The organism is Convivina praedatoris, from assembly GCF_933208495.1.
Lineage (GTDB): Bacteria > Bacillota > Bacilli > Lactobacillales > Lactobacillaceae > Convivina > Convivina praedatoris.
This window is the reverse complement of the sequence record NZ_CAKOET010000004.1, coordinates 147,593-161,546: the sequence shown is the minus strand read 5'-3', so window position 1 is coordinate 161,546 and position 13,954 is coordinate 147,593. Positions and strand designations below refer to the sequence as shown.

Sequence of the window (13,954 nt, the reverse complement as noted above, 5' to 3'; positions counted from 1 at the left end):
AGAATTCAATGCCAAAATACGTTGAATTAAATACGGAATTAAGCACTAATTCAGCAACGATTGTGGACGCACTTAATGGCCGACAAGGCGATAATAACCGTGAAGTTCATCTATGGATTAAGAATGGTCAATCTAACTATGATTTGACCAATAAGACAGTCACGTTAGAAGTAAAGGATAGCGCTGGAGTTGTTAAAACGGCTTCAACCATGAACGACACGAGTGGAATCACTACTGGCCGTTTTTCATTGCTTATTCCTGGCATGTTTTATCAAGCGCCCGGTCCCGTGATGGAAGCATTCATTGTGATTAAAGCTAATGACAATACGACTGTTTTGTCTACTATTCCGATTAGCTTTCAAGTGATTGAAAACAACATCATGATTACACAGAGCCAGTCTAAATTGTATTTAGATGGTGTTCAGCAAGTCATTGATGAGTTTAATAGTCGTTTCAAGGGAGCAACACAAAACCTAGAGGCCATGGAGACGGCAACTAAGTTGCTACAGCAGGCACTCGATAACGTCACCGCACAGATTAATGGTAAGGGCCTGGCATCTAAGGGGGATGATAATACCTTCACTGGTAGCAATACCTTTACTAATCCAATTAAAGGTTCACTACAAGGAGTAGCCACTAATGCCTTATCAGCCAACACGGCTAATGACCCAAACGCTGCTCACGTAACTAGTAGGAATGACTTTAGCAATTACAAACAAACTTTTGGGACCATTGCATTAACGGAAGGTATTTCTAGAAATTTGATGTACACCTTTGATGCCATTTTGTGGGGTGTACATGTTACGTTTTATCAGACCCCAATTGGTGTACAGATTTATGTCAATGGTTCATTGTCAGAGCGAGATAGTTCTTGGGACTGGCAGTCAACGGGCGTTAGTTTAAATAATAATATTAATCCGCCGCTTACTGATTATATTATTGCTGTTTCTGCCGCTAGTGGTGTTGTTGGATATAGTTATCGCTTATCATTTGAATTTCAAGTGAAAGTAACTACTACTGGCAATATCTTGATTAGATTGTTTAGAACTGATACAGCCTATGATCCAGGTAAACAAGATGATGCCTGGGGAATTGTGCATGTTAAAAATATGAACGTAGAAGGTGCTGCATTCTATCCATCATTTGTGTAGGGGGGTATAAATGCCAGATAAAAATACATTTGTAACTACTGACGATGTTGTTGCATTATCCAGTGGGCTAACTTTTAAGTCGGTAAGCAAAATAGTTAATGGAGTTAAATTTACATTTTCTAGAAGTGGCCCGTTGGTAATAGTAACGGCTAACGGTTTTGCAACAGCAGAAACAGGTAATTTTTCCGGACTCGTTCCAACGGGTTACCGTCCTGAATCAATCGCAGTATTACCTGTTGTTGGATTCGGTACAAGCGGTGCCATGCTAATTAATAATGCTGGTGGTACCTATATGCCGCAGGCTGTTGTTGCTGGTAACTATTTTAGGTCATCAGGCAGTTATTTAACGGCTGATCCAATGCCAAATTAGGAGGGTATATGAAACGGCACATTTTATTAAATGAAGATATGATAATCACGGCGTGGGAAACCATCATGTTAGGTCTAGTTATCTTAGTGCAGTCCCAACAGTTACACCATCGGTTACCTCCTATTCTTGATTGGACGGACGATGTCACATCGGGCATGATTTTCCTAGTACTTGGTATTCTGGTATTAGTAAACGCTGTGTGGGACTTTTACTGGTATAGAATTCGAATTATATTGCTGACTGCTATGGCGTTCATGTGGACGTTTTTAACTGCCAGTTTTTTATTTGACGACTTATCAGATAATCATATTACGATCGTTCCTTTGCTGTTTGGTGTGGTAGTTTTGCGCATTATGCTAATCGCTAAGCGAGAGCCACCATACAAGCTGAAAGGGGGCGAGAATGGATAATACAGTTACTGTGGCAGCTATTAGTGCGTTTGCCGCAATAGTAACCGCTTATTTAGGTTTTCGTGGTAAACATGAAGATACACTTAGTTCCATGGTTAAAGACCAGAGCGACCTAATTCGAGACCTGAAAGAACAAGTTGTTCAATTTCAAGTCGAGAACAAGCAGCTAAAAGAAACGGTCGATAATCAGAACAAGGTAATTGATAACTTAACCGAACAAGTTGGACAATTACAGAAAGAAATAGCGATATTAAATTCACAGACTAAGGAAGCTTAGTCTTTTTATTTTGGAGGTAAATATGAATAACGTAGTAGATACACTTGCAACGATTGGGACATTGATTGTACTTGGTGCTCCGGTAGTTCACGGGGTAGTTAAATTTTTGAAGTCTAAGACAAAGAACAACAACGTGCAACTCTTTTTAGGTTGGGTTGACCAAGCCGTCGGGTCATTGGAAAACAGCGACCTATCTGGCACTGAAAAGAAGTACAAGGCCATTAGTTACGTTAGCAATCGTCTAGTAGCTAACAACTTAGTTGGTAAGTTCAGTGAACAACAGATTAGCGCAGCAATTGAGATGGCTGTGAATGCCCTGCACACAAGCAATGCTGAATCGGTAACTTCAAATGTCAATGAATCTGAACAAGTTGGCTTGCCAACGATTAAGAACTATGTGAATGGTCCTGTAAATGGAGGTGCTAAATAATGGGATATGATGTACAGAAAGCTTTAAACGCAGCTTATAGCATGTTACATGGTGTTACTTATTCAATGGATTGGGATAAGCGTGATGGGCTAAGTGCTGATGGTACGACCTACTTTGATTGCTCTGGTTTTGTTTACTGGTTGTTGAATCAAGCTGGTGCGATTGATGATAGCTATTTGAAGCGGTCACACTTTACCGGTACTTTGAAGCAAGACTTGGAAGCTGCTGGATTTGTTGAAGTATCTGGCGACCAAGTACAAGCTGGTGATATTTATATCTGGGGTGGAAATTACGGAGAACAGGCTGGCGGTGCTTGCCATACTGGTATGTTTGTCGATGGATCTAATCAGATTAGTTCGTGCTACTACACACTAGGTAGCTGGAACGAGGCCGTGGTAGTTCTTGACCATGATTACTACTGGGGACTTGACGGCCAGCCAGAGTATCATTTCTTCCACTATGTAGGTAGTTCAAATGAACCTATTTCGATTGATCGTCCTGTGACTGAAACACCGACTACTTCGATTGACCAATTTAAGGCTGGTGGCAATGAGTTTGTGCTTGGAGGACAGTTTACTGTAACGGACGCACAGCGTGTGAACGGTATCTTCCAGGTACGTGCTGATGAGTTAACTGCTGAACCATTTGATTGGACTGACAATGGTATTCCTGCGGTACTACTACAAAATGTTAATGGAAGCCAGTCAGACTTCAAAGCTGGGGATGTGGTTCGCTTTAAGCCAACGTATAACTCTGGCACGATTGATGATTATGATACGCAAGTTAATGCGGTAGGAATTGAGTACATCAAGGGCTACGATATTATTTGGTATGATGCTGATAAGTTCTGGAACCACGATTAATAAAAGGGCTGCGGCCCGTACATATCTAAACTGGTTGAAAAAGACCAGTTTAAAAAATAGCGGTCCAAGTTGCGTATTTGCTTTAAATTTGCAAGTCGGTCCATGATTTATTTTTATTAATTTTTTATAACGTTTTGTGTATACTGAAATTATCAAGTGTAAAGGAGGAAATGATATGTCACTTGAAGAAAAATTAGATGCAACTAAGGACAAACTTGCGGGTAAGGCAAAGGAAGTCCAAGGTAAAGCTAAGGATGTAGCGGCTGATGCTAAGGATGCTGCTAAAGATGTAGCTGATAAGGCAAAAGACGCTTTTAAATAATCAATAAAAGTGTTCTAGCAGGTAATTAAGTTCCTTAACGGAGCTTTTTTATTGTAAAAAATTAATACCATACTTTGAAGGAGGGGACAGTGAAGAAATTTTTAAGCGAATTTAAAGACTTCATTAGTAGAGGTAATGTTGTTGACTTAGCCATTGGTGTAATTATCGGGTCTGCCTTTACAGCGGTTGTTAAATCATTTACTACTAATTTAGTCAATCCTATTTTGGGACTGGTTACTGGTCGAGGAACTGATTTATCAGAATTGAAGCTTAAGGTAACAGATAGCTTAGTATTTAACTATGGTGCCTTTTTAAACGATTTAATAAACTTTATCTTGATAGCCTTGGTAGTGTTTGTCATGGTTAAATTGATAAACAAGTATTTAATCAAGCCTAAGAAGGTGGATAAGGGACCTGATCCTCAGCTTGTAGTGCTTGAAGAAATCCGTGATTTGCTTTCTAAAAACAAATAATTTTAGTTTATTAAGCGTTACGGCGTTATCTGGAGCGACAGCAATAGTCTATTAAATTATGACTAACTTAAGGGCTGCGGCCCGTACATATTTGATATAATATACATAACCATATTATTCAAGTTTCTCTAACTAAAATGAATTGGTCTTTAATAACAAAACACACCCTGATTACCTGATTGTAATTGGGGTGCTTTTATCATATTCGTGCAAAAGTCGTGTGGATTGCTTGTAAATGTTGATATATCAACATGTTTTATGCGTCCACCCAGACTCGAACTGGGAGCAAAGACTTAGGAGGTCCTCGTTTTATCCCGTTAAACTATAGACGCGAACTTTGTCATTATACCCAAAATTAAAAATAATGACAATCGTCATAAGGAGCGGCTGCTTTTTGATATAATAATTTAAGAAGCAATCTAGAAAGGAGCTGGCAAACTTGAGTAGCCAGAAAAACAATGGGTAAAGTATACGAAGTTAAGCATCCTCTAATTCAACATAAGTTGACAATGATTCGGCATAAAGAGGTCGGTACAAAAGATTTTCGGGCGCTAGTCGATGAATTGGCGATGTTACTAACCTATGAGGCTAGTCGAGATCTTCCGCTAGAAGATATTAGTTTTGACACGCCAGTTGCCCATACTACGCAAAAGCAACTAACGGGTAAAAAATTAGCCGTGGTGCCGATTTTGCGGGCTGGATTAGGCATGGTTGATGGTATTTTGGAATTAATCCCAGCTGCTAAAGTGGGGCATATTGGGATGTATCGCGACGAAGAAAGTTTAGAGCCAGTCGAATATTTCATTAAGTTACCGGAAGATATCCAAAGTCGTGAAGTATTATTAGTTGATCCAATGTTAGCTACGGGTGGGTCAGCTCGGGATGCCATTAGTGCTTTAAAGGCCCGTGGCGCTCAAAAAATTAAGTTAATTACCTTAGTTTCAGCTCCAGAAGGGGTTGAGGCCGTTTTGGCTGAGCATCCTGATGTTGATATTTTTACTGCTTCAATTGATGAAGGACTAAACGACCAGGGCTATATCGTGCCTGGTCTTGGGGATGCTGGTGATCGACTCTTCGGTACCCATTAATTTAGGATACAGAGAACATGAATAAAGAGTCTAATCAAGGGCCAACACAAAAGACCCGTTTGCAACTTTTTGATAGGCACACACAATCTTCAGACCGTAGTAGGGGCAAGATAATCGTCTTAGGCCTGGCTCTGCTCGGCCTTTTTTGTGTGGGTTTAGGATTGCTTTTTTACCAGCAACGACCAGTTAAGCCAACTCAGAGGGTTGCTACAGCTCAACCGATTACGTTACACACTAAAGCCAAGTATGCGATAGTTATTGATGCCAAGACGGGTCAAATTTTGGGACAAAAAGATGCTAATCAATTAGTTGGGATTGCCTCACAAACTAAGATGTTAACAGCTTATGGTGTCTTGCGAGCAGTTGAACGGGGGCAAATTAAGTGGAGTGACAAGGTACCCATTAATCAGCATACGGATTGGTCGAATAAAGATTCGGATACGTATGCTCATCTGGATATTCATGCAGGCCAAGCAATTGCTGTTCGGGCGTTATATGGTGCAATGTTTACCAGTTCGGCTAATGATGCAGCCTTGGCTTTAGCTGAGTACGTTAAACCTAAAGATAAAAGCCAGCAAGCAGAACTGCAGCAGTGGGCTGATGAATTACATTTAACAGGTTCTAAATGGTACAACGCTGCTGGTCAGGTTAATCGAGATGCCTTTGATTTTGAGGTGAAAAATGCCCAGCCAAACGCTGAAAATAAGGCAACGGTCACGCAATTAGCTACCTTGGCTTGGCAGGATTTGAAAATGGATCCTAGTTTGCGAGAGTACTATCAAAAGTTGGGCTTAGTTTATCACCCGACGCCGGATGTAAATAAGATTGCTCAAACTGAGTACTCTAAGTTTAAACAACAGGTTTTACCGAATTTACATAATGCTGATAATTTTAAATTTGAAGGCTTAAAAACCGGCTCAACTCCTGATTCTGGGGGTGCATTTACTGGTTTGTTAAAGGATCGTGCTGGTCATGAATTGATTACGGTTGTCAGTGGTGCCGGGCGTTACACGGACCAAATTGAACGTTACCAATATACCGTTGATGTGGCTAATGAAGTCTTAGAACATACTGTGCCTTGTACTTTTACTGCTGGTCAGACCATTGCTGGAGCTGGTACAGTCGTTAATTCAGCAGTAAAAACTGGCAAAACAGCGGTTGTTGTGCAAGAAACGAAAACTTATTGGGTTCCTAAGGAAGCTCAGTCATCTAATTTAGGTGTTTATCCGCCAAACAAAATTAATCAGGCCCCTGTTAAGAATGGTCAAAGGATAGTGAAATTGACACCGGCTTTAAAAACAGAGTATATTCCTAATAGTCAAAAAACTGATCGAGGTTTAGCGATGATCAGTACTCAAAATGAAGCGACAGCTGCCTGGTGGCAACGATGTTTTAATTGGCTCTTTGTTTATTCGTAAGGTTTCTATCGGTTTATCTGAATATTTCAGGTAGACCGATTTCTTTTATTAGGAAAGTTACCCTCCTTATCGCTTGATAAACAAGCTTTATATGGGCATTTTATCCATTAAAATATGGTATACTACTGTTGAATTTTTATTTGGAATTAGATATGTGAGGAGAAGGAAATGGTTCAAAAAGAAACACATCGAGTGAAGATGTTCAAGGCCGGGAAACTATGGTTAACAGCCGGGGTTACGGTAGCTACTTTGGGAGCGGTATCAGCTACCCAAGTCAATACACCAGCGCTGGCCGCTGAAGTTACTAGTACGAGCAGTGCTGATGATCCAATGCAATTAGCTGATGGTGAATATCAAATTAACTACGTTATGAATGAAAGTGGTAAAACCACGCCATCCATGATGCAGTCGATGTTTGGTAATCCAGCTACGGCAGTGGTTAATGGTAATCAAATTACCATGACCTTTACCTTCAATGATTCAATGTTTACTACGGCAGCACAGTTGTCTGATATGTTGACCTCGTGGACCTTTAACGGGGTGGAATCACAAAAGAGTGGTATTACCCGTTCCGTTACGCTGGATAAGGCAGCTCTTGCTTCAACTATTAAGATGGATGTTGCTTATCCACACCATCAACAGGCTGATTTTAATTTTAAGTCGGCAACTTTAGTTAAGGCGGCCTCTGACTCCACTAGTACAGCTAGTCAAACAAGTACCGCTACTATTTCTGATAGCAAAACGTCAGCTAGTACTAGTACTGCTAGTGATTCAGTAGCGCCAATTAGCCAATCTGCTGCGCCTAACAGTGATGTCAATAAGCATGATGTTGGCTTTCAGATGATGCGCTTTGATGATCCTAAGACTCCATCAGTGATGTCTAAGATGATTGCCCAGCCGGCTAAGGTTTTTTATAGCGCCGATGGTAAAAACGTTACCATGACCTTTAGTTTTTCCAATAGTGGTTCAGCATTTGGTAACGGACAAGCGCTATCGGATATGCTGCATTATTGGAAATTTAATAATGTCCCAGCTACTAAAAATGGCTTAGATTGGACAGTGACTTTGCCAACTAAGGATCTAGATAAGGCCATCCTCATGGAGGTGAGTTACTTCCAAGTTGAACAGGCTCAGTTACTTATGGATAAAATGCCTGCTTTTGTGGATGTTACTTCGTTATCCGCTAGTACCCAGGCCAGCACAAAAACTAGTGAATCAGCAAGTCAATCAATCATTACTAGTACAACCCTAAAAGAATCAATTAGTTTAAGCTCAAGTAAGGCAGGTAGTGAAAGCCAGTCTGCTAGAGCTAGTTTGAGTCAAAAAGTTAGTGAACAACAAAGTGATTCACTAAGCAAATCTAATAGTGTTGACCAAAGTCAGAGTGAAAGTCAAAGTAAAGTAGCAAGTGCTTCAACTAGTTTGAGTGAAGCGCTTAGTGCCAAGCAAAGTACCTCTGTGAGTGAGTCTATTAGTACCAGTTTGAGCCAAGTTAATAGTCAAAAAGCAGCTTCAACTAGCCAAACCAGCGATTCAACGACTTCTGACAGCCAAGACACAACTAGCCAGATCAGCGACTCGACAGTATCAGACAGTCAAGGCTCAACTAGTCAATCAACAACTGATAACAATAGTGTTAACAGCCATGAAATTAGCTATAAGATGATTCGCCATGATGGTAGTAATCAACCTTCAGTTATGGCTAAGATGGTTTCTCAACCAGCCAAGTTGGTTTACAGTGCTGATGGACAAAATGCAACTTTGACTTTTAGTTTTGCTAATAGCGGTTCATCATTTGGTAATGGCCAAGCCCTATCAGATATGTTGCATTATTGGAAGTTTAATGGCGTACCCGCTCAAAAGAACGGCTTGGACTGGACAGTAACTTTGCCAACTACGGATCTTAATAAGATGATTCTGATGGAAGTAAGTTATTTCCAAACTGAGCAAGCAGAATTATACCTAGATGCAGTGCCAGCCTTTGTGGCACCAGACAAACCATCTAATAACTCGACTAGTCAAACCCCTTCAGTGCCAACTAGTCAAGCTTCACAAAGTACTAACAGTCAATCAACAGCTTCTGATAACCAATCCAGTGATTCCAACAGTAAGTCAACTGGCACTTCAACTAGTACAACTCCGGCTTCACAAGGTTCAGATTCTAAGTCAAACAGTATTAGCAACTCAACTACTAGTGAATCTCAAGTCACTAATAGCCAAAATGCTAAAAAGGCCATTGTTCCTGGCACTTACTCTGCTGATTACAGTATGAAGAAGTCTGGTACCGCTGAGCCATCCGTTATGGATAAGATGTTTGATAAACCCGCTAAGGTTGTTATTAGTGCCGACGGGAAGCAAGCCACTTTGACCTTTACCTTTACTCAGGGGGATACTACTTTTGGTAGTGGTGATTTGTTGGCTAACATGTTGAAAGAATGGACTTTCAATGGCGTGCCCGCCGTGCGTGATGGCCGTAACTGGACGGTAACTTTACCAAGTAACGCTTTGAAGAACGCCATTCATATGAAGGTAACTTACTTCCAAACGGAAGAAGCTGATCTTTACTTAAAGGATTGGAATATGGATGATTCGGGGGCTGATAGTCAAATTCCTAGCGATATCACACCTAATTCACAGTCTGATGCTACCCACCAAGGTAGCAAGTCAACCAATAATTCGGCAATTGTGAATGGTAGTGCCCAATCAACTTCATCGGCAGCTACAGTAGTTGATTTTCCACAAATCAATAGTGCGGTAGCGCCCCTAACTGGTAGCTACCCATCAGCCAATACTAGTGCCCAGTCCTTGCCAAAAACTAGTCAAACTAGTCTCAATGCCTCTGCTGCAGTGCTAGCAACTGCCTTGGCCTTCTTTGGCATTAGTGCTGGTGCCAGTCTTAACCGTCGCAAAAAGTAGAATTCATAAAATAATCATTGTGGTATACTGAATACAAGTGAAAGTGTATTTAGGAGGAAACTTTTATGAATAAGCAAGTAAAGCAACACGTGAAGATGTTCAAGGCCGGTAAATTGTGGTTGACTGCTGGTGTCGTAGCCCTTGGTATGGGTGCTGCTACTGTCGCTGCCACTAGTCCAGTCGCATCAGCCGATACTGCTGCTGTTCAAGCACAACAAAGTATCAATGGATATGCCGATGGTACTTATACAATGCCATTTGCCATTATGGAAACTGGTAGCACCCAAAATCTTTCGCAAATGCAAGGTATTTTTGCTAACCCAGCAACTATCACTTTGAAGGGTGATCAAGCAACTTTGACTTTGGCTCCTGCCGGTGAATTATCAGGAACCAACGCAACTATGTATAACAACTTGGTTAAGACCATGACCTTTAATGGCAAGCCAGTGACAGCGTCAGGTAACAATATTTCTGTTACTTTGCCAAAGGATGATTTCAATAAAACTATTATTATGAGTGTTTCAGCTCTTGGATCAACTCAAAATGCTGATTTTCATGCTGTTAACCAATTTACTCCAGTTAATGGTGGTAGCACCTCAACTTCTGAAGCTCCGAAGACCTCAGCTTCAGCTTCTGAAGCGCCAAAGACTTCAACTGCTAGTGAAAGTCAAAAGCCTTCTGCTTCTACTAGTGCAACCCCAGCACCTTCAACTAGTGCTGCAAGTACTTCAACTGCTGCCCAAAGCACTGAATACAAAGCTGAATTCAAGATGGTTAAGGAAAACAGTTCCGAAGCCTCTGTCATGGACAAGATGTTTGAGAAGCCTGCCAAGGTGGTTTACAGTGCTGATCGTAAGAACGTGACTTTGTCATTTACCTTCGGTAATGGTTCATCTTTTGGTGATGGTAACGCTTTGTCAGGTATGTTGAAGTCATGGACTTTCAACGGTGTTGAAGCTACTCGTAATGGTCGTGTTTGGTCAGTAACTTTGCCAGCTTCAGCTGTAAAGTCACCAATCGACATGAAGGTTACTTACTTCCAAAGCGAAGAAGCCAAGTTGGTTATTACTAACATGACGACTATGGATGGTAAAGCCTTTGATTTCAAGGCTGACGAATCTTCGTGGACTACTAACAACGGTGGTTCAACTATGCCAAGTTCAACTGTCGATTCACAGTCCAAGACTGATTCAAAGTCAAGTGCAGTTTCAACTTCAGAAAGTGGCAGCGTTAATGCTGGTACTGACACAAAGGGAACTAGCACATCTTCAGCTGCAACGACTCCAGTTGCCCACAAGGGGCAACAAGCTCCTGCAGCTAAGACGACAACCACTTCAGCTTTGCCAAAGACTGCCCAAGAAGCCGCTAACAACAACACAGTTGCTATGATTCTTGCAGCCTTAGGCTTGACTAGTGCTGTTGCTTATATGACTTACCGTCGTAAGCACTAATAAGAATTTAGTGAAAAAACACCTTGGGGTGTTTTTTCACTTGATAAAAGAGCAATAAAAAAGACCAGCACTGGCTGGTCTTTTTTATATTAATTATATTGATTAAGAAAGGGCTTCCTCGGCCTTCTCTTTAACATCTTTAGCAGCATCCTTGACGTCACTTTGAACGTCTTGAGCAGCATTCTTAACATTGCCCTTGGCTTCATTAAAGGAGCCTTCAACCTTATCACCGGTATTACCTGTAACGGCACCCTTGATTTGCTGTGCCTTACCAGACCATTCATCGGTCATAGCATCAACACGATCACGTAATTCACGTACTGAATCTTGATCCTTTAGCAAAGTGTATGCCAAAGCTGCGTTACCAACAAGACTTAATCCAAGCAAAAAGTTCTTCATAACTAAAATCTCCTTTGTTCAACTTATCTTAATTATGGTGGCTATTGGTATCTTTGTCAAACATATTCTTTCAAAAGAAGAAACTAAATATTGAAGGTTAAATTCCTATTGAAATTGTAGATTTTACGCAACAATCAACCATTAAAAAATTTAAATAATTAAATAATAAACAATAAAATTATAAAATATTAAATAAAGTTGATTAAATTAGGAAATTTTTTTTGTTTTTTTACATTCCTATGCTGTATACTTTAATTGTTGTAAGAAATAATTACACGCGGAGAAAGTGCACGCCGGTCGGTAGATTATTCGATTTACTGAAAATGATTGCACACAGTAATCATGTGAAATGATGGAGGAAAGATATATGACTGATACACGTTATAAGATGTTTAAGTCAGGTAAGATGTGGATGGTTGCCGGAGCTGCTGTTTTGGCAATGGTTCCTGCTGCTGCACAATCAGCAAACGCTGATGATGCTACTGCTGCTACTACTGCAGCAACAACTGCAGCTGCTGACACTAATGTTAAGCACGAAACTGCTAAGGAAGGCGAGAAGCCTGTTGCTGTTGGTACTGTTACCACTCCTGCTGTTACTAATGCAGATGGTTCAAAGACAACTACAACTACAACTACTACTGAAGCAAAGAATGCTGATGGTTCTTTGACTCAGACTTACAAGTCTCATGCTGAAACTGTAAGCACTGTAAAACACACAAATTCAAAGAATCAGGTTAACGCTAACGGTGTTAATGACACTACTCAACTTTACAATTTTGAAGCTAACGGTAAGGCTCAGACATTCACTGTAACTGGTGATCGTACTAAGGCCTTTCCTAAGGCAATGGGAACTGAAGCAGCTCACAGTCAAGTAAACTTCAAGGTTGTAACTACTAGTGGTGACCCACAAGGGCCTGGTGTTGTAATGGCTGAAGGTACGTTGTATGCTAACAAAGCTGGTGAAAACACAACAACGTTCACTTTTACTCCACAAACTAATGGTAAGTACGCATTCCAGTTCGAACAAGTTCCTTTGTCAGATGAAATTGGACAAGGTAATGACGTTGTTTGGAATGACATCCAAGTTACTTCAACAAAGACTACTTCAACTGACTCAACTGTAGTTAAGGATTTCCCTGCTGCTAAGCCAGTAACTCCAACTCCTGACAGTCAAACTCCTAAGAGCGAAACTCCTAAGAGTGAAGGTACTCAAAGTACTACATCAGAGAGCCAAGCTCCAGCATCAACTTCAACTTCATCAGCTGCTACTCCTGCAAAGCCAGCCGCTAAGCCTGCTGTAGCACCTGCTGCTAAGAAGGCTGCTGCCTCAGCATTGCCTGCAACTGCTGAAAAGGCTTCAAACAATGAAGCTGGTTTGATTGCATTGGCTGCTGCTACTGTTGCTGCATCATTTGGTGTATTGAGCTACAAGCGCAAGCACTAATACCAAGTTTCTTGGTATTGATTAAAGCTACCTTCGGGTGGCTTTTTTTATTGGTTTTATACTGGTGGATTTTGTTAAAATAGAGTTGCTGTTTAATCAAAATAAATTGATTAAACAATCATGAACAAAAGAGGCCAAGAAAGAAAAATATGATTAGTTTAAAATCACCACGAGAAATTGAAGCGATGCGCAAGTCAGGGGCTGTTCTTGCCGGCATGCACCATATGGTTCGCGACCTAGTCAAGCCTGGTATTGATACTTGGGAAATTGAAACCCGTTGTCGTGAATACATTGAAAGTCATGGCGCCGTGCCTTTGCAAATTGGATTCGAAGGCTTTAAATATGCCACTACCATTAGTATTAATGACGAAGTCGCCCATGGTTTACCCCGTAAGGGTTTGAAGCTTAAAAATGGTGATTTGCTTAAAGTGGATACTGTGGTTGGCTTGGATGGGGCCGTTTCCGATTCAGCCTGGTCTTATGCGGTTGGCGAAGTTAGCCCTGAGGTTCAGCAATTGATGGATGTAGCCAAGAAGTCTCTTTACTTGGGTATTGATCAAGCAGTTATTGGTAACCGGATTGGTGATATTGGTTGGGCCATTCAAGATTACACTGAGAATCAGCATCATTATGGCGATGTGCGCCAGTATATTGGGCATGGTGTGGGACCAACTATGCACGAAGATCCACAAGTGCCCCACTATGGTAAGCCAGGACATGGTGTGCGTTTGCAAGAAGGTTTGGTTATTACCATTGAGCCAATGATTAACATGGGCGGTTGGGAAGTTATCACCGATGATACACCAGAAGATGGTTGGACAGTCCGCACGGCCGATGGCTCTTGGTCAGCCCAGTATGAACATACGCTGGCCATTACCAAAGACGGTCCTAAGATTTTGACTAGTCAAGATCCTGAATTTGACGCCCCTTATCTATAAAAAG

General features: G+C 41.1%; 15 protein-coding genes and 1 tRNA gene. 14 read left to right on the top strand and 2 right to left on the bottom strand.

Annotated features, from left to right (window positions below):
- Positions 1-8: 8 nt before the first annotated feature.
- From M4974_RS05205 to mscL, 8 genes are all read left to right on the top strand, one after another.
- Entirely contained in the window at positions 9-1,151 is a 1,143-nt protein-coding gene (locus tag M4974_RS05205; protein WP_248715805.1) for a BppU family phage baseplate upper protein, read from the top strand.
- Positions 1,152-1,161: 10 nt separating this feature from the next.
- Positions 1,162-1,521, top strand: coding sequence for a hypothetical protein (locus M4974_RS05200; protein ID WP_248715804.1), 360 nt, complete (start codon positions 1,162-1,164; stop codon positions 1,519-1,521).
- 8 nt (positions 1,522-1,529) lie between these two features.
- Positions 1,530-1,931: a hypothetical protein gene (locus M4974_RS05195; protein ID WP_248715803.1), complete on the top strand. Its 402-nt coding sequence runs from the start codon at positions 1,530-1,532 to the stop codon at positions 1,929-1,931.
- Positions 1,924-2,208: a DUF3450 domain-containing protein gene (locus M4974_RS05190; RefSeq protein ID WP_248715802.1), complete on the top strand. Its 285-nt coding sequence runs from the start codon at positions 1,924-1,926 to the stop codon at positions 2,206-2,208. The genes M4974_RS05195 and M4974_RS05190 overlap by 8 nt, the downstream gene beginning before the upstream one ends.
- 22 nt (positions 2,209-2,230) lie before the next feature.
- Positions 2,231-2,638, top strand: coding sequence for a phage holin, LLH family (locus tag M4974_RS05185; protein WP_248715801.1), 408 nt, complete (start codon positions 2,231-2,233; stop codon positions 2,636-2,638).
- Complete coding sequence (locus M4974_RS05180; RefSeq protein ID WP_248715800.1) at positions 2,638-3,501, top strand: peptidoglycan amidohydrolase family protein; 864 nt, start codon at positions 2,638-2,640, stop codon at positions 3,499-3,501. Before M4974_RS05185 ends, M4974_RS05180 begins: the two co-directional genes overlap by 1 nt.
- Positions 3,502-3,676: 175 nt before the next feature.
- On the top strand, positions 3,677-3,823 hold the full coding sequence (locus tag M4974_RS05175; RefSeq protein WP_248706290.1) for a hypothetical protein: 147 nt from the start codon (positions 3,677-3,679) through the stop codon (positions 3,821-3,823).
- 89 nt (positions 3,824-3,912) lie between these two features.
- Entirely contained in the window at positions 3,913-4,296 is a 384-nt protein-coding gene (gene mscL / locus M4974_RS05170; protein WP_248715799.1) for a large-conductance mechanosensitive channel protein MscL, read from the top strand.
- A 259-nt stretch (positions 4,297-4,555) separates the two neighbouring features.
- Here mscL and M4974_RS05165 read toward each other — a convergent pair.
- A tRNA-Arg gene (locus M4974_RS05165) sits at positions 4,556-4,628 on the bottom strand.
- Between the two features lie 126 nt (positions 4,629-4,754).
- Here M4974_RS05165 and upp point away from each other — a divergent pair.
- The 4 genes from upp (at position 4,755) to M4974_RS05145 (ending at position 11,169) form a co-directional block, all read left to right on the top strand.
- Positions 4,755-5,384 carry a uracil phosphoribosyltransferase gene (upp, locus tag M4974_RS05160; protein WP_089940418.1) on the top strand — a complete coding sequence of 210 codons (630 nt, stop codon included), beginning with the start codon at positions 4,755-4,757 and terminating at the stop codon, positions 5,382-5,384.
- 17 nt (positions 5,385-5,401) lie between these two features.
- Positions 5,402-6,802, top strand: a complete 1,401-nt coding sequence (locus M4974_RS05155) for a D-alanyl-D-alanine carboxypeptidase family protein (RefSeq protein WP_248706324.1) — start codon at positions 5,402-5,404, stop codon at positions 6,800-6,802.
- A gap of 168 nt (positions 6,803-6,970) precedes the next feature.
- Entirely contained in the window at positions 6,971-9,718 is a 2,748-nt protein-coding gene (locus tag M4974_RS05150; RefSeq protein ID WP_248706325.1) for an NEAT domain-containing protein, read from the top strand.
- Between the two features lie 65 nt (positions 9,719-9,783).
- Positions 9,784-11,169 carry a KxYKxGKxW signal peptide domain-containing protein gene (locus M4974_RS05145; RefSeq protein ID WP_248715798.1) on the top strand — a complete coding sequence of 462 codons (1,386 nt, stop codon included), beginning with the start codon at positions 9,784-9,786 and terminating at the stop codon, positions 11,167-11,169.
- Positions 11,170-11,271: 102 nt separating this feature from the next.
- Here M4974_RS05145 and M4974_RS05140 read toward each other — a convergent pair whose 3' ends face one another.
- Positions 11,272-11,568 (bottom strand): CsbD family protein, encoded by a 297-nt coding sequence (locus tag M4974_RS05140; protein ID WP_248706327.1) that lies wholly within the window; start codon positions 11,566-11,568, stop codon positions 11,272-11,274.
- Between the two features lie 367 nt (positions 11,569-11,935).
- Between M4974_RS05140 and M4974_RS05135 the strand changes: the two genes are divergently transcribed.
- The gene (locus tag M4974_RS05135) at positions 11,936-13,012 is read left to right on the top strand and encodes a KxYKxGKxW signal peptide domain-containing protein (RefSeq protein ID WP_248715797.1); all 1,077 of its coding nucleotides are present in this window, start codon (positions 11,936-11,938) and stop codon (positions 13,010-13,012) included.
- Between the two features lie 149 nt (positions 13,013-13,161).
- Positions 13,162-13,950: a type I methionyl aminopeptidase gene (gene map, locus M4974_RS05130; protein ID WP_089937914.1), complete on the top strand. Its 789-nt coding sequence runs from the start codon at positions 13,162-13,164 to the stop codon at positions 13,948-13,950.
- Positions 13,951-13,954: the final 4 nt, after the last annotated feature.